This window comes from Variovorax sp. 10L421, from assembly GCF_056395365.1.
This window is the reverse complement of sequence record NZ_JBFTJJ010000032.1, coordinates 34,792-48,700: the sequence shown is the minus strand read 5'-3', so window position 1 is coordinate 48,700 and position 13,909 is coordinate 34,792. Positions and strand designations below refer to the sequence as shown.

The 13,909-nt window shown below is 66.8% G+C and carries 17 protein-coding genes; 10 read left to right on the top strand and 7 right to left on the bottom strand.

Annotated features, from left to right (window positions below; translation table 11 throughout):
- Positions 1 to 7 precede the first annotated feature (7 nt).
- Positions 8 to 679, top strand: coding sequence for an RraA family protein (locus AC1DFC_RS27045; RefSeq protein ID WP_413333519.1), 672 nt, complete (start codon positions 8 to 10; stop codon positions 677 to 679).
- Between the two features lie 139 nt (positions 680 to 818).
- Here AC1DFC_RS27045 and AC1DFC_RS27040 read toward each other — a convergent pair whose 3' ends face one another.
- Positions 819 to 1,754, bottom strand: coding sequence for a LysR family transcriptional regulator (locus AC1DFC_RS27040; protein ID WP_007829003.1), 936 nt, complete (start codon positions 1,752 to 1,754; stop codon positions 819 to 821).
- 113 nt (positions 1,755 to 1,867) lie between these two features.
- Between AC1DFC_RS27040 and AC1DFC_RS27035 the strand changes: the two genes are divergently transcribed.
- From AC1DFC_RS27035 to AC1DFC_RS27020, 4 genes are read left to right on the top strand one after another with little or no spacing between them, the layout of a single operon-like run.
- On the top strand, positions 1,868 to 2,806 hold the full coding sequence (locus tag AC1DFC_RS27035; RefSeq protein ID WP_007829002.1) for a dihydrodipicolinate synthase family protein: 939 nt from the start codon (positions 1,868 to 1,870) through the stop codon (positions 2,804 to 2,806).
- 49 nt (positions 2,807 to 2,855) lie between these two features.
- Complete coding sequence (locus AC1DFC_RS27030) at positions 2,856 to 3,827, top strand: Bug family tripartite tricarboxylate transporter substrate binding protein (protein WP_413313979.1); 972 nt, start codon at positions 2,856 to 2,858, stop codon at positions 3,825 to 3,827.
- Positions 3,817 to 4,518, top strand: a complete 702-nt coding sequence (locus tag AC1DFC_RS27025; protein ID WP_413333517.1) for an SDR family NAD(P)-dependent oxidoreductase — start codon at positions 3,817 to 3,819, stop codon at positions 4,516 to 4,518. Before AC1DFC_RS27030 ends, AC1DFC_RS27025 begins: the two co-directional genes overlap by 11 nt.
- Before the next feature lie 34 nt (positions 4,519 to 4,552).
- A complete protein-coding gene (locus AC1DFC_RS27020) occupies positions 4,553 to 5,719 on the top strand; it encodes a mandelate racemase/muconate lactonizing enzyme family protein (RefSeq protein WP_413333515.1) in 1,167 nt (388 codons plus the stop codon).
- Positions 5,720 to 5,839: 120 nt separating this feature from the next.
- On the opposite strand, the gene AC1DFC_RS27015 is transcribed toward AC1DFC_RS27020, so the two are convergent.
- Positions 5,840 to 6,823 carry a tripartite tricarboxylate transporter substrate-binding protein gene (locus AC1DFC_RS27015; protein ID WP_413333513.1) on the bottom strand — a complete coding sequence of 328 codons (984 nt, stop codon included), beginning with the start codon at positions 6,821 to 6,823 and terminating at the stop codon, positions 5,840 to 5,842.
- 197 nt (positions 6,824 to 7,020) lie between these two features.
- Between AC1DFC_RS27015 and AC1DFC_RS27010 the strand changes: the two genes are divergently transcribed.
- Positions 7,021 to 7,569, top strand: a complete 549-nt coding sequence (locus tag AC1DFC_RS27010) for a MarR family winged helix-turn-helix transcriptional regulator (RefSeq protein WP_007828994.1) — start codon at positions 7,021 to 7,023, stop codon at positions 7,567 to 7,569.
- A gap of 80 nt (positions 7,570 to 7,649) precedes the next feature.
- Positions 7,650 to 8,096 (top strand): universal stress protein, encoded by a 447-nt coding sequence (locus AC1DFC_RS27005; RefSeq protein ID WP_007828992.1) that lies wholly within the window; start codon positions 7,650 to 7,652, stop codon positions 8,094 to 8,096.
- A 25-nt stretch (positions 8,097 to 8,121) separates the two neighbouring features.
- On the opposite strand, the gene AC1DFC_RS27000 is transcribed toward AC1DFC_RS27005, so the two are convergent.
- The 4 genes from AC1DFC_RS27000 to AC1DFC_RS26985 all read right to left on the bottom strand — a co-directional run bounded on the left by AC1DFC_RS27000 (position 8,122) and on the right by AC1DFC_RS26985 (position 10,445).
- Complete coding sequence (locus AC1DFC_RS27000) at positions 8,122 to 8,346, bottom strand: hypothetical protein (RefSeq protein ID WP_007828990.1); 225 nt, start codon at positions 8,344 to 8,346, stop codon at positions 8,122 to 8,124.
- A gap of 103 nt (positions 8,347 to 8,449) precedes the next feature.
- Positions 8,450 to 9,526 carry a helix-turn-helix transcriptional regulator gene (locus AC1DFC_RS26995; RefSeq protein WP_478180355.1) on the bottom strand — a complete coding sequence of 359 codons (1,077 nt, stop codon included), beginning with the start codon at positions 9,524 to 9,526 and terminating at the stop codon, positions 8,450 to 8,452.
- A gap of 132 nt (positions 9,527 to 9,658) precedes the next feature.
- The gene (locus AC1DFC_RS26990) at positions 9,659 to 9,988 is read right to left on the bottom strand and encodes an aspartate/glutamate racemase family protein (RefSeq protein WP_007828986.1); all 330 of its coding nucleotides are present in this window, start codon (positions 9,986 to 9,988) and stop codon (positions 9,659 to 9,661) included.
- Positions 9,989 to 9,992: 4 nt separating this feature from the next.
- The gene (locus AC1DFC_RS26985; RefSeq protein WP_413333509.1) at positions 9,993 to 10,445 is read right to left on the bottom strand and encodes an Lrp/AsnC family transcriptional regulator; all 453 of its coding nucleotides are present in this window, start codon (positions 10,443 to 10,445) and stop codon (positions 9,993 to 9,995) included.
- Between the two features lie 208 nt (positions 10,446 to 10,653).
- Here AC1DFC_RS26985 and AC1DFC_RS26980 point away from each other — a divergent pair, with 208 nt between their 5' ends.
- Genes AC1DFC_RS26980 through AC1DFC_RS26970 form a run of 3 tightly spaced genes read left to right on the top strand, consistent with a single transcriptional unit; the run spans position 10,654 to position 12,945 of the window.
- The gene (locus AC1DFC_RS26980) at positions 10,654 to 11,601 is read left to right on the top strand and encodes a LysR family transcriptional regulator (RefSeq protein WP_042672741.1); all 948 of its coding nucleotides are present in this window, start codon (positions 10,654 to 10,656) and stop codon (positions 11,599 to 11,601) included.
- Positions 11,598 to 11,801 (top strand): hypothetical protein, encoded by a 204-nt coding sequence (locus tag AC1DFC_RS26975; RefSeq protein ID WP_042672740.1) that lies wholly within the window; start codon positions 11,598 to 11,600, stop codon positions 11,799 to 11,801. The genes AC1DFC_RS26980 and AC1DFC_RS26975 overlap by 4 nt, the downstream gene beginning before the upstream one ends.
- A 1-nt stretch (position 11,802) precedes the next feature.
- A complete protein-coding gene (locus AC1DFC_RS26970; protein ID WP_007828980.1) occupies positions 11,803 to 12,945 on the top strand; it encodes a saccharopine dehydrogenase family protein in 1,143 nt (380 codons plus the stop codon).
- A 123-nt stretch (positions 12,946 to 13,068) separates the two neighbouring features.
- On the opposite strand, the gene AC1DFC_RS26965 is transcribed toward AC1DFC_RS26970, so the two are convergent.
- Positions 13,069 to 13,464 carry a hypothetical protein gene (locus tag AC1DFC_RS26965; protein WP_478180354.1) on the bottom strand — a complete coding sequence of 132 codons (396 nt, stop codon included), beginning with the start codon at positions 13,462 to 13,464 and terminating at the stop codon, positions 13,069 to 13,071.
- Positions 13,465 to 13,909 lie beyond the last annotated feature (445 nt).

Sequence of the window (13,909 nt, the reverse complement as noted above, 5' to 3'; positions counted from 1 at the left end):
CGAACCCATGCCCTACAAAGCCATCCGCAAGAACCCGTCGGCCCCGCAGGTGGCGCCGCACATCATCGCCGCGCTGCACGACATCCCGGTGGCTGCGCTCAGCGACAACATGCACCGCAACATCGGCAGCGTGGGCCTGCAGCCGTACCACCGCCCCGGGCACAAGACCATGGCGGGCACGGCCGTGACCGTGAAGACGCGCGGCGGCGACAACCTCACACCGATGCGCGCCTTCGAGTTCTGCCGGCCCGGCGACGTGCTGGTGATCGACGCGGGCGGCGATGTCACGAACGCGGTCATCGGCGGCATCCTGTCGTTCTATGCCGCGACCATCGGCACCGTGGGCCTGGTGCTCGACGGCGCCGTGCGCGACGTGGCCGAGATCCGCGAGCGCGACTACCCGGTGTACGCGCGCGGCGTGAACCACCGCGGCCCGTACAAGGACGGCCCCGGCGAGATCAACGTGCCGGTGTCGGTGGGCGGCATGATCGTGAACCCGGGCGACATCGTGGTGGGCGACCAGGACGGCCTGATGGCCTTCTCGCCCGACGAGGCCGAGCTGCTGATCGAGAAGGCCCGTGCGCACCTGGAGACGGAAGCGCGCACGATCCTTGCGATGAAGGAGGGCCGCTGGGACCGCTCGTTCCTCGACGTGCTGGAAGCGCGCTGCGCGAACTAGACCTCCCCCAGGCTTTGCGCACTTCGTGTCGCTGCGCCACCCCCCTCACCGGGGGCGACACCGGTGGCCCGGCAAAGCCGGATCCACGGTGTCCCCCGAACAAGCCATATCAGTTTCAAGCGTTGCTGGCAGCAGCGGCTCAGGTAGCTGAGGCACCCTCGCTGACCAGCTTCCACAGCGCCTCGGCCACCGGCGCCATCTGCGCCTGCTGGCGGTACAGGCGGATGTCCACCGGCACGCGCCAGCCGCCCGCACCGGCATCGGCCAGCGCGCCGCTGCGCAGGTCTTCCGCCACCAGGCTCATCGGCAGCCAAGCGAGGCCGCGGCCCTCGAGCGCCATGGTGCGCAGCAGCGCGGCATGGTGGGCTGTGAAGACCACCGACAGCGACGCGGCGAAGTCCTTGCCGAACTCGCTGTCCTGGATCGCCCGCATGATCCGCCCCAGGCCCGAGGCCTCGCTGTAGGCCAGTACGGAGGGCGACCGGCCCGTGCCGAGCACGTGCAGCGGCGCGCCCTTCGCGTCCGCCGCGGACACCGGCACCAGCACGTCTTCGCTCAACCGCTGCACCGGGTACTGCGCCTCGTCGAGCCGCCCCGGCGCACCCGCATGGCCGTGGCACAGCACGAACTGCACGCGGCGCTGCAGCATCAGGTCTTCGCAGGCGTACGAACTGTCGGAGACGGTCTGGATCGGGCCCGTGTGCAGGCGCGATTCGACAGTGCCGAGCCAGCGCGGGAAGAAGGTCAGCGACAGCACGTGCGTGGCTGCGAAGCTCAGGCTGGCTGCGTCGAGGTCGTGCGCGGCGCGGGCCTTGATGCGCGCGGCCTGCAGGCCGGCCAGCACTTCCTGCAACAAGGGCTGGAAGCGCTTGCCCGCGGCCGTGAGCGCCGTCGGGTGCGCGCTGCGATCGAACAGATCGACGCCGACCCACTCCTCCAGCGAACGGATGTGGCGGCTGAACGCGGGCTGCGCGATGGAGCGCGCCTGTGCCGCACGCGAGAAATTGCCGGACTCGGCCAGGGCCAGGAAATCTTCCAGCCATTCCAGGTCGAGCGGTCGGTTGCCAGGGCCCATGCGCAGCGCGGTCGGTTGAATAGTTGTATGCGATTCGAGTATTGGACGGCCCATGCCCCGCCGGCAAAAGATGCACCTCATTCCTGCACCTTGAACCACCACGGAGACACAGCATGCCTTCCATCGCGAATTATCGCGGGATCATTCCCGCCATTTCCTGCCCCTTCACGGCCGACCACCGCATCGACGAACCCGCGCTGCGCAAGCTGGCCTCGTGGCTCGCGGGGCATGACGGCGTGGTGGCAATCATGACCAACGGCCACACCGGCGAAGTGTTCTCGCTGACGCCTTCCGAACGCGCCGAGGTGACGCGCATCGTGGCCGACGAGCTGCGCGGCCGCATGCCGGTGATCTCGTCCATCGTGTGCGAAGGCCTGGCCGAGGCCGCCGAGCATGCCCGCGCCGCCCAGGCCGCAGGCGCGGTGGCGCTCGACGTGATGCCGCCGCACCACTGGCTGCGCTTCGGCTTCACGCCCGGCCATGCGCTGCAGTACTTCGAGGCCATCCACCGCGCCGCGCCGGAGCTGGACCTGGTCTGCCATGTGTATCCGGCCTGGACGCGCGCCTCGTACTCGTCGCAGCTGCTGGCGGAGCTGGCCCGCCTGCCCTACCTGCAGGCCTTCAAGGTGGGCCAGCGCGACATGAACAAGTACGCCCGCGACATCCAGGCGATCCGCGAAGCCGATGCGTCCAAGGCCATCCTGACCTGCCACGACGAATACCTGCTGGCCTCGATGGTGCAAGGCGTGGACGGCGCGCTGGTCGGCTTCGCGACCTTCATACCGCAACTCATCATCGACCTGTGGAACGCCGTGAAGGCCGGCGACCTGAAGAAGGCGATGGCGGTGCAGGCGCTCATCACGCCGCTGAAGGACGCGGTGTACGGCGGCGGCGAGCCGACCGGCGAGGCGCATGCGCGCATGAAGGGCGGCATGTTCCTGGCCGGCGTGCTCGACAACGCCACCGTGCGTCCGCCCACCGAGGCGCCGAATGCACGCGAGATGGATGCGCTGCGCGCCGCCGTCGAGCAGGCAGGCCTCTCGAAGCGCTGAGCCCACGGGGCCGCGGTGCCCCGATGAAAACCACAAGGAGACAAGAGACATGCAACGCAATCATTTCCTGCGCACCGCGCTGGCCGCCCTCGCGCTGGCCGCCGCGTCCACCACCGGCTTCGCGCAGACCTGGCCCAGCCGCCCGGTGCGCATGGTGATCCCGTTTCCGCCGGGCGGCACGCTCGACACCATCGGCCGCCTGCTGGCGCAGAAGCTCGGCGAGCAGACGGGCCAGAGCTTCATCGTGGAGAACCGCGCCGGGGGCAACGGCATCATCGGTGCCGACGTGGTGTCGAAGGCGCCGGCCGACGGGTACACGCTGCTGTTCAACGCCTCGACCTTCACCACCGCGCCGATGACCATGAAGTCCGTGCCCTACGACGTGGTGAAGGACTTCACGCCGGTGGCGCTGGTGGCGAAGGCGCCGCTGTCGGTGGCCGTGAACAAGAACCTGCCGGTGAGCGACGTGAAGTCGCTCATCGCGTATGCCAAGGCGCACCCCGGCAAGATGACCTTCGCGGTGGGTTCGATCGGATCGGCGGGCCACCTGTCGACCGAGCTGCTCAAGCGCGCGGGCGGCGGTCTCGACTACCTGATCGTGCCGTACAAGGGCACCGCGCCCGCGTTCCAGGACCTGATCGGCGGGCAGATCGACGGCTTCATCGACCCTATCCTCGGTTCGCTGCAGTACCACAAAAGCGGCATGCTGAAGGTGATCGCCGTCACCTCGGCCGCGCGCGCCGCGAGCCTGCCGAACGTGCCCACTGTGGGCGAGAGCATCCCGGGCTACGAGTTCTACAGCTGGTACGGCCTGTGGGGTCCGGCGAAGCTGCCGGCCGCCGTCACGCAGCGGCTGAACACCGAGGTCAACAAGGCGCTGGGCACCGACATGCGCGAGACGCTGAATGCGCAGGGCCTGCTGCTGACGCCGGGCAGCGTCGAAGACTTCGTGAAGTTCCAGGCCGACGACATGGCGCGCTCGAAGAAGATCATCGTGGAGGGCAACATCCATGTCGAATGAAGCTGCCCCGCACGCAGTGGTAACGGGCAGCAGCGGCGGCATCGGCCGCGCCATTGCGTCCCACCTGCTGGAGGCGGGTTGGCACGTGAGCGGACTCGACCTCGCCGCGCCGACGCTGTCTCACGCGCGCTTCGTGCATATAGCCGTCGACCTGTGCGATGCCGGCGCCATCGACCGTGCGACGGGCGACTTGCAAGACGCACAAGCGCTCGTGCATGCGGCCGGCGTGCTGCGCGTCGGCCCGCTGGGCGCCCTCGACCACGCAGGCGGCGAGCTGATGTGGCGCCTGCATGTCGACGCGGCCACGCGGCTGGCCGACGCGCTCGTGCCCGCGATGGCCGCGCGCGGCTGCGGCCGCGTCGTGTTCGTCGGCAGCCGCGTCGCGCAGGGCCTGCCCGGCCGCGGCCAGTACGCAGCCACCAAGGCGGCACTGATCGCGCTCGCGCGCAGCTGGGCCGCGGAGGTCGCGGCGCAGGGCGTGACCGTGAACGTGGTGTCGCCCGGCGCCACGCAGACCTCGATGCTGCAGGACCCGGCCCGCGCGGGCAGTGCGCCGCGCCTGCCGCCCATCGGCCGGCTGATCCAGCCCGAGGAAATCGCCGCGCTCACGGCCTTCCTGCTGTCGCCGACCGCGGCGGCCATCACGGGGCAGGACATCGCCATCTGCGGCGGATCGTCGCTGCACCGCTGACCTGTCTCCTCTTTCTTCCCCAGAACCACCGACCATGAAAATCGTCAACATCCTCGAGTCCACCCGTCCCATCAAGTCGGACATCCGCAACGCCTACATCGACTTCTCGAAGATGACCTTGAGCCTCGTGGCCGTGGTCACCGACGTGATCCGCGACGGCAAGCCCGTCGTCGGCTACGGCTTCAACTCCAACGGCCGCTACGGCCAGGGCGGGCTGATCCGCGAGCGCTTCCTGCCGCGCCTGCTGGAGGCCGAGCCGGCATCGCTGCTCGACGAGACCGGCGACAACCTCGATCCGCACAGGATCTGGGCCCGCATGATGATCAACGAGAAGCCCGGCGGCCACGGCGAGCGCTCGGTGGCCGTGGGCACCATCGACATGGCCGTGTGGGACGCCACCGCCAAGATCGCCGGCAAACCGCTGTACCAATTGCTCGCGGAGCGCTACGGCACCGGCACGCCGGACCCGCGCGTGTTCGTGTACGCGGCCGGCGGCTACTACTACCCCGGCAAGGGCCTGGAAGGCCTGCAGCGCGAGATGACCAGCTACCTGGAGCGCGGCTACTCGGTGGTGAAGATGAAGATCGGCGGCGCCACGCTGGCCGAAGATTGCGAGCGCATCGAGTCGGTGCTGAAGATCCTCGGCCCCGGCCAGCAGCTCGCGGTGGACGCCAACGGCCGCTTCGATTTGCAGACGGCCGTCGACTACGGCCGCGCGCTGTCGCAGTACCCGCTGTTCTGGTACGAGGAGGCCGGCGACCCGCTCGACTACGAACTGCAGGCCAAGCTCGGCGAGGTGTACGCCGGCCCCATGGCCACGGGCGAGAACCTGTTCTCCATGCAGGACGCGCGCAACCTCATCCGCCACGGCGGCATGCGGCCCGACCGCGACTGGCTGCAGTTCGACTGCGCGCTGAGCTACGGGCTGGTGGAGTACCTGCGCACGCTCGAGATGCTGAAGGCACACGGCTGGTCGCCCTCGCGCTGCATTCCGCACGGCGGCCACCAGATGTCGCTGGCCATCGCGGCCGGCCTCGGGCTCGGCGGCAACGAGAGCTACCCCGACCTGTTCCAGCCCTACGGCGGATTCCCCGACGGCGTGAAGGTACAGAACGGCCACGTCACGCTGCCGCCGCTGCCGGGCATCGGCTTCGAGGGCAAGGCCGACCTGATCACCGAGATGCGCGCACTAGCAGCCTGAAAGCAAGCACGGCCGGTCTGTTCGTGGGGCACCGCGGAACCAGCTTTGCCGGGCCGCAGGTGTCGCCCCCGGCGAGGGGGTAGGCGAAGCGACACGAAGTGCGCGAAGCCTGGGGGAGTATCAAGGATGAAAGCCGGAGCGGCGCACGACCGGCTCCCATTGCTGGCGATAGTTCTTGAGCATCTGCGCGGTCTCGGCCGCGTTGCTGACCACGGACGTGATGTAGAGCGCGTCGGCCGCCTTCTGCAGTCCCGGGTCTTTCATGACGTCGCGAATCGCGTTGGACAGCACTTGCACCTTGGCGGGCGCCATCGTGCTGGGCGCGAAGAAGGTGTTCCAGCCGTCGGCATCGATCTTCATGCCGGCTTCGCGGAAGGTGGGGACGTTGGGCGCGAAGCTCGCGCGCTTCTTGCCTGACGTGGCCAGGATGCGGATCTTGCCGGCCACGTGCTGCGGATAGAGCGAGTCGAGCGTGTCGATCGCGATCGGCAGGCTGCCGCCGCTCAGGTCGGCTGACAGCGGCGCCGAGCCGCCATAGCCCTTGATCTCCGGCTGCACGCTCAGCGCATCGCCCACCATCAGGCCGAAGAAGTGGGGCAGGCTGCCCGTGGCCGGCACGCCGAAGACCGCCTCTTCAGGGTGCGCCCAGAGCCGGCCCACGAGGAACATCGCGCGGTCGAGCTGGAGCTTGTTGCCGACCGCCAGCGCAAAGTCGTAGCTGCTGACTTGCGAGACGGGCACGAAGTCCTTGTCGGGATCGTAGCCCGCGTCCTTGAACACCAGCGGCGCGACCACCATCACGGCGGGGTTGCCGAGCATCAGCACGTTCTGCCCCGCGGGGGCGCGCTTCACTTCCCTGGCCGCGAGCCGGCCGCCCTCGCCCGGACGGTTTTCCACGCTCACCTGGATGCCGAGCTTCGGCGTCAGCCGCTCGGCGATCAGTCGCGCGATGCGGTCAGTGCTGCCGCCCGCGGCATAGCCGACCACGAGCGTGAGCGGTCCGCCCTCGAGCGCGGCGGGCGCCTGGGCATGGACCAAGGGGGCGCAAGCGGCCAGGGCGACGCCCCACGCCATGAGCTTGCGCCTGGAAAGAAATACGGGCATCGGTTCTCCTGCGGGCAGTTGTCGTGAACGGGGGGCGCGCACGGTTTTCACGGCGAAAATCGCGCGCCCGGACTGTTTCCATTCGTTCAAATTTGTTACCGGTTTATACACATACACAAACAGTTGATCTAATTCACTATCCGTCCGCCGAGGCGGGCGAACCACATTTCCTGCCCCTTCTCCCTTCCGTCATTCCTATGCAACAAGCTTTTCCCGATGCAGCAGCGTTGCGCTCGCCCCGCTCCCTGGACGATCTGCTGCTGTACCGGCTGTCGCGTGCCGTGCGCGCAGGCAGCGGCATGGCGACCCGCCTGGTCGAAGGGGGCTTCGGCATCACGCGCCGCGAGTGGGGCATGGTCGCCACGCTCGCGCAGGAGGGCGAGATGACCTCGTCGACGCTCGCCACGCACCTGCACCTGGACCGGGTGCGCACCTCGCGCGGACTGCGCAGCCTGGTCGAGAAGAAGCTGGTGGAGCGGCGGCAGGACTCGCAGGACCGGCGCGAGGTGCATGTGCAGCTGAGTGCTTCGGGCCGGCAACTGTTCGGCCGGCTGTTTCCGCGGATCGCAGAGCTGAACACGGAACTGCTGGAAGGCATCGAGCCTGCGCACCTCGACATCTTCCTGCAGTGCCTGCGGCATCTGGAACAGCGTGGAGTGCAGTTGCTTGCACAGGGGGTGGTCGCGGAGAAGGCGGACCGCCGCTCGGGGGGAACGCGGCATCGGTGGCCGGAGCGCGGGGGCTGACGGTGCCCTTGCATGGCCGCAATCGCGAACTAGACTGAAGCATGAGGGCACCCGCGGTGCCGGGGGCCAAGGAGCGTGCCATGTACAAGCGTGTTCTTGTCCCGACCGACGGCTCTGCGCTGTCGGAGCAAGCAGTCAATACCGCCATCGAGCTGGCCTTGTTGACCAATGCGGAACTGGTGGGCGTCACCGTCGCGCACATCGAGCCCGTCGGCTACTTCGAAGGCTCGATGATGCTGAGCCAGCGGGACATCCAGGCCTCTCAGGCGCAGACGGACCAGGCCGCGCAGCACCTGGTCGACAGGGTCGCAGCCCTCGCGCTCGGCAAGGGGGTTCGCAACGCGCAGGCCATCGTCATGAAGTCGAACCAGGTCGCCGAGGCCATCATCGCGACCGCGAAGAACCAGCAGTGCGACCTGATCGTGATGGCCTCGCACGGGCGACGCAGCCTGGCGCGCCTGCTGATGGGCAGCGAGACGCTGCATGTGCTGACGCACTCGCACGTTCCGGTGCTGGTGCTGCGATAGGCAGCTCGCCGCTGGCGGCGCCCGTTCAGGCCAGGCTCGGTTCGCCGCCTGCCTGGGGCTGCTGAGCCTCCTGATCCAGCCATTGCAATTCACTCAGGAGGTACGGCCTGGAAAGAGTCATTCCGTCCAGCCGGACGCGCACGGCCAGGCCATACACCTTGGTGATCGTTCCCGGCTTCCCCTGAAACTCCACCCGCGCCCCTCTTCGGACGGGGGCCCTGAACTGGGCGTAGATTTCCTTGATATTCATCGCAAGGGTTCCTGTGAGCAGTTGGCCGGAGAACCGCGGTGATGGTTGTGTGGTCTGGTCATTTCGTAGGGGGCAAGCAGCCGGAGGCTGCATCGCGGATGCGTCATCCCGGATTGGGTTCCGCAGACGATGGGTCGCGGGGAGGACGCGAGCATGAATACGTTTGAGGCTGAGCCACCGGCTCCTCATGCTCGGCAGCGCATTCCGCGTGTCCCACCGCGCATTCACGCTCGCCATCGGCCATGACCGCGCTCGGCGCCATGCCGAAACGAGCTCGAAAACGCCGTGAGAAATGCGCAGCCGATACAAAGCCGCAGCGGGCGCAGATCTCGCCGATCGTGGCGCTGCCGCGCCGGGCTCCTCGCAACAGGCCATGGGCCCGCTCCAGCCTGTGCGCCATCAGCTCGGCGCCGAAAGTCATTCCGTCCTGGGCCATCCGCGCATGCAGGCTGCGCACCGAGATGCCCAGCTTCTCGGCGACGACCTGGGGATTCAGGACGGGATCGGCATACATCTGTTCGACGACCTGCCGCACCTTGCGCCTGAAGAAGCTGCGCTCCCTGCGAACCGTCGTCAGCTCCCCTTCCCTTGCGCCAAGAAGAACAGCATGCACGGCTCCAACGAGCAGATCGGACAGCCTCTCGGATTCGGCCTTTTCGAATGCATGCGGCCACGCGCTGAGCATGCGCATCTGGCCGGCCAGAAGGTGGAGTGCGGCGTTTTGTGGCTGGGGGCGCGCAATCAGGCTTTCAACGGCACTCGCGTGAGGACCCAGCGCCGCAATGGGTATGGCCAATGCGAGCATGCTGACCGACTGCCGATGGTCGAGCCGGTATTCACGCCTGCCGTCGATCAGGAACGGCTGCCCCGGCGCCGCCTGCATGCCTCGTTCGAGTTGCAGGACGTCGCATTTCCCCGAGGTATAGAGATCGATGAAGAGAAACGGCCGTTCGAGGCGTGCCAGGTCCGAGGCCGTGCACTCGACGTCATGCGGCGAGCAGACCTGCACATGGTTGAGCGCCAGCTCCTCGAAGCCGCGCGTCGTGAGCGTGGCTTCGAAATCGTCGGGCCACGGCACGTTCGGGGTCACCGGCGTCTTCGCCTTCTGGCCCGCCTCGCGCCAGAATTCCGCTCGGCGCTTCGGCTCGATGTGCAGCGTCGACCATCGGTTGAAAATCATCGCGCAGCAGGGCGATCGAGGTCCGCGATCTGTTTTCGATCCGGCACCGGAATCACAGCCATTGCAGGGTGTGCCCGATATTTCCTCTTTCGCCCCGCCCTCCCTTCACTCGGTTTTCGGGCGAGAGAATAATCACAAAATCGATTTTTCCGCGATGGACTTGTCTATAAGCGCAGGAAAAATTGACTCCTGGCGCAGTTCGCCCTCCAGCCCGGCTCGCCCATCGCGTAGCCAGCAGCGTCTCGATGTCGTGTACGCGGCGCCCTGTGGCGCAGGGTCGGCCTGCTTCACGATGCGCTCGGGCGATGTGCCAGTGACCACATGGAACCGGACCGGAATGCCATGGCGGAAAAAGGTCTCGGGATTGCCGATGTCGCCCGTCGGCCGCGAAAAGCGCGTGTCGAGCATCAGCACGCCGAGGAAGGCGCCGGCATTGCGGGTCATGTCCGTGGGGCTGGCCATTCATTCATTCCACCGTGCTGCGGCGGTCGATCTTGCGGCTCAGCACGATGGAGGTGTGCGTCTGGTTGATGCCGTCGATCTGCCCCATCTGGTCGAGGAGCTTGTCGAGCTGTTCAGGAGTGCCGCAGCGCAGCAGGACCATGTAGTCGAACTGGCCGCTCACGGCCCATACCTCCTCCACCTCGGGCAACCGCTCAAGCGCCTTGATGGTCGCGGGGGCGCCCTTCGCATTGACGCTGAGGCCGCAGAAGGCTCGCACCACGGCCTGTTCGAGCCGCTGGCCAAGGCGCACGCCATACCCCGAGACGATACCCTCGCGCTCCAGCCGGGCAATGCGCGCGACCACGGTGGTCCGTGCGATCTTGAGCTTGCGCGCGAGGTTGGCGGCAGGCTCGCGGGCGTTGGCTTGGAGCAGCGTCAACAGATGGCGGTCCAGGTCGTCGAGTCGTTGGTCCATGGCAGCCCCTGCAGCGGAAATGAGTGGATTGTGACCCGCGCGAAGCGAATGCCCGGGCGCCGGTGTCGGGAGCATCACCATCGTCAACGCAGCGATCGATGGACAGCGAGAAGCCGGAACAATTTCATGTCAAACTGGAATCAACGCGGGCCGTCATCTGCCACGCCTTATTAGAGAATTACGCTAGCGATCTTACGTTTTAGTCATCATGTTCAGACGCGAATTTCTTCCCCCCATGGGCCAGCTGCTGGCCTTCGAAAGCGCGGCGCGCCACGCCAGCATCTCTCGAGCCGCGCAGGAACTCCACCTGACGCAGAGCGCCATTTCGCGGCAGATCAAGCTGCTGGAAGAGCAACTGGGCACGGCGCTTTTTCATCGCGTACGGCAGCGCGTGGTGCTCACCGAAGCCGGCCGCGTGTATGCGGCCGAGCTTCGCGGCGGCCTGGACAGCGTGTCCAACGCCACCCAGCGCGTGGTGACCATGGGCGGGATGGGAGAGGTGCTCAACCTCGCGGTGCTCCCGACATTCGCAACGCGATGGCTGATCCCGCGCATGAAGCGTTTTGCCGCGCTGCATCCGGGCGTGACGGTCAACTTCGCAGCGCGGACCGAGCCCTTCGATTTCGCGCGCGAGCCCTTCGACGCGGCGATTCACTTCGGCGCCGATTTCTGGCCGGGCGCTTCTTGCGACTATCTGCTCGGGGAGAGCGTGGTCCCGGTGTGCAGCCCCGAGTTCAAGCGCCGCAGCGGCATCCACACGCGCGAGGACCTTGCGGGCCAGTGCCTTCTTCATCAGTCGTCGCGCCCCATGCAGTGGTCGGAGTGGTTCGAGCAGGTCAAGGTGAGCGCCGCGCATGCGATGCGCGGCCCGCGCTTCGAGCACTTCGCCATGCTCGCGCAAGCGGCGGCGAATGGCCTCGGCGTTGCGCTGGTGCCGAAGTTCCTCATCGAAGAAGAGCTGGCCTCCGACCGGCTGGTGGTGCTGTTCCGCGAGGCGCTGCTGACGCAGCGGGCCTACTACGTGGTGGTGCCGGAAGTCGCCGCCGAAAATCGCCTGGTGCAGGCGTTTCGCGATTGGCTGGTGGCCGAGGCGGCCGCGTCGCGGCCGTCGAGTGCCTCGTCGAAATCAACTCCGCCTGCGGCCGCCGGACGTTGAATCGCCTCGAGCAGCGGCTGGGCAAGCAGGATCACAAGGAGCACTCATTCGAGATCGAGATTGGAAGCGCCCAACCTGACGAACCGCGTCGTCGAAACGACGAAGCGTTCAGCCCTTTCGCCGATCTGCTCTCTACCATCCGTCAAGACTCGCTTCTACAGTTCTTTTCACAGGGCAACGGTGCCCCGCAGGAGAAATGAAATGACGAAAGTGAAGATCGAAAATGTGCTGGTCCTGGGCGCCGGCAAGGTCGGCAGCACCGTGGCCGACATGATCGCGGAGTACCACCGCCTGCCCGTGACGCTGGCCGACGTGAGACCGGGCCGCAACGATGAAAGCGACCCGCTGGTGCGGCGCATTGCGCTCGACGTCGAAAACAACGAATACCTGCGCACCGCGCTGCGCGCGCACTCGGTGGTGATCAACTGCCTGCCGTTCTTCCTCGCGCAGCGCGTGGCCACCGAAGCGGCGGCATGCGACGTGCACTACTTCGACCTCACCGAGGACGTGGCGGCGACGAAAGCCATCCGCGACATATCGAAGACGGCCACCTCGGTCCTCATGCCCCAGAGCGGCCTGGCGCCCGGCGTGATCGGCATGCTCGGCGGCTATCTTGCCAGCCGCTTCGACGAACTCTACGACCTGCGCCTGCGCGTGGGCGCCCTCACGCGCAATGCCACCAACAGCCTGCGCTACAACTTCACCTGGAGCATCGACGGCGTCATCAACGAGTACTGCAACCCGTGCGACGCCATCGTGAACGGCCAGCTGGTGTCGGTGCAGCCGATGGAAGGGCACGAGACCTTCACGCTCGACGCCGAGGCCTTCGAAGCCTTCAACACCTCCGGCGGCCTGGGCACGCTGTGCGAGACGCTCGCGGGCAAGGTGCGCAACCTCGACTACAAGACCATCCGCTATCCCGGCCATTGCGACGCGATGAATTTCCTGCTGCACGACCTGCGCCTGATCGAGCGCCGCGACCTGCTGCGCCAGGTGCTGGAGCATGCCGTTCCGCACAGCCGCGAAGACGTGGTGATCCTGTTCGCCTCGGCCTCGGGCCGTCGCGACGGCCGCTTCGAGCAGGAGACGCGCGTCGCGCGGGTGTTCGGAGCGCCGCTGCGCGGCAAGGACCGCACCGCCATCGAGCTGACCACCGCCGCCGGCGTCGTCGGCGTGTTCGAGCTGCTGCGGCAAGGCAAGCTTCCCGCGCTCGGCTTCGTCGGCCAGGAGCAGGTGCCGCTCGGGCAGTTCCTCGCCACCAAGGTCGGCCACTATTACCAGGGGCTCGGCGTGGCGTCTTCCGCACCTGCGCCCAGGCCCAAGGGCGAGCCCGCGCACGCCTGACCGCCTCTCTGGCCGACCGCGTGCTGCCGGTGTATTCCTGGCTCGCCAGCAAGGAGCTCGATCCGCTGGCGCCGAGGCCCGGAGACGTCGCGTACCTGGCTTGGGGGTTGTCGCTTCGTACCGTTACTCGAACCGTATCTCGGCCACCGTAGGCGCATTCGGTTCCCTGGTGTTGGCGTTCGCGAGGGCGCCGTCCTTTTCGATCCTGAACCAGTAGCGGCACCCGGTTCGCGAAATCATCGTCACGCACATCGCACCATCGGGGTTGAGAAACCATTTGCCCGACGCTCGGCCGGGGCCGCTCCGGTTGGCGAAGTCCACGCGGCCGTCGGCGTAGAACTGCCAGCTCGAGACCATGCCGGTCGCGAGATTGTTTGAAACGATGGGTTTGCCGATCAAGGTGCTCTCGATCTCGGTCTTGCTCAGAAACACGCGATCATAAGTGGGCGCCGACTCATCGGAGATGGCGGGGACGGCAGCAATGCAAAGCAGCGTGCGGATGGCGTAACGTGTGAACATGACATGCCCTTCTGACGTCGCCGAAAACGTCATTCGGAGGGGGCAAGCTCGGCCAAAATGTTGGCCCGTCGCGCTGAGGTGCGCGCGGTGGCGAAGTTGTTCTTCGACAAGTCTGCTCAGTTGAATCATTTCCTCTAGTAGTGGTCGGCTGTCATCCAGCCAGATTCGCTTGAATGCATGCGTGAATGCATTCGTGTACGGTTGCATGCGGGAGCCGGCGCCCCTCGGTGCGTGCACCGCTTGATCAATGAACGTTCTCGTTTTGCCGCCAGCATTCCAGGAAGCCGGCACGCATCGCGATGCGAGCCATCGACTTCAATGGCGTTACAGGGCATTAACCAAAAAGTGTCCTTGTCCCGTGCATCGGGTAAGACCCATGTGCAGGAATATGGCTTGCTTTTTTCTGCTTTCCACAGCCTCTCGGGGCGGTTGTGGCCAGAAAGCG

What these genes read in the sequence shown, in the direction of transcription:
- AC1DFC_RS27045 (WP_413333519.1), top strand. Translation starts at nt 8, where the DNA reads ATGCCCTACAAAGCCATCCGCAAGAACCCGTCGGCCCCGCAGGTGGCG.
- AC1DFC_RS27040 (WP_007829003.1), bottom strand. Translation starts at nt 1,754, where the DNA reads ATGGGCCCTGGCAACCGACCGCTCGACCTGGAATGGCTGGAAGATTTC.
- AC1DFC_RS27035 (WP_007829002.1), top strand. Translation starts at nt 1,868, where the DNA reads ATGCCTTCCATCGCGAATTATCGCGGGATCATTCCCGCCATTTCCTGC.
- AC1DFC_RS27030 (WP_413313979.1), top strand. Translation starts at nt 2,856, where the DNA reads ATGCAACGCAATCATTTCCTGCGCACCGCGCTGGCCGCCCTCGCGCTG.
- AC1DFC_RS27025 (WP_413333517.1), top strand. Translation starts at nt 3,817, where the DNA reads ATGTCGAATGAAGCTGCCCCGCACGCAGTGGTAACGGGCAGCAGCGGC.
- AC1DFC_RS27020 (WP_413333515.1), top strand. Translation starts at nt 4,553, where the DNA reads ATGAAAATCGTCAACATCCTCGAGTCCACCCGTCCCATCAAGTCGGAC.
- AC1DFC_RS27015 (WP_413333513.1), bottom strand. Translation starts at nt 6,823, where the DNA reads ATGCCCGTATTTCTTTCCAGGCGCAAGCTCATGGCGTGGGGCGTCGCC.
- AC1DFC_RS27010 (WP_007828994.1), top strand. Translation starts at nt 7,021, where the DNA reads ATGCAACAAGCTTTTCCCGATGCAGCAGCGTTGCGCTCGCCCCGCTCC.
- AC1DFC_RS27005 (WP_007828992.1), top strand. Translation starts at nt 7,650, where the DNA reads ATGTACAAGCGTGTTCTTGTCCCGACCGACGGCTCTGCGCTGTCGGAG.
- AC1DFC_RS27000 (WP_007828990.1), bottom strand. Translation starts at nt 8,346, where the DNA reads ATGAATATCAAGGAAATCTACGCCCAGTTCAGGGCCCCCGTCCGAAGA.
- AC1DFC_RS26995 (WP_478180355.1), bottom strand. Translation starts at nt 9,526, where the DNA reads ATGATTTTCAACCGATGGTCGACGCTGCACATCGAGCCGAAGCGCCGA.
- AC1DFC_RS26990 (WP_007828986.1), bottom strand. Translation starts at nt 9,988, where the DNA reads ATGGCCAGCCCCACGGACATGACCCGCAATGCCGGCGCCTTCCTCGGC.
- AC1DFC_RS26985 (WP_413333509.1), bottom strand. Translation starts at nt 10,445, where the DNA reads ATGGACCAACGACTCGACGACCTGGACCGCCATCTGTTGACGCTGCTC.
- AC1DFC_RS26980 (WP_042672741.1), top strand. Translation starts at nt 10,654, where the DNA reads ATGTTCAGACGCGAATTTCTTCCCCCCATGGGCCAGCTGCTGGCCTTC.
- AC1DFC_RS26970 (WP_007828980.1), top strand. Translation starts at nt 11,803, where the DNA reads ATGACGAAAGTGAAGATCGAAAATGTGCTGGTCCTGGGCGCCGGCAAG.
- AC1DFC_RS26965 (WP_478180354.1), bottom strand. Translation starts at nt 13,464, where the DNA reads ATGTTCACACGTTACGCCATCCGCACGCTGCTTTGCATTGCTGCCGTC.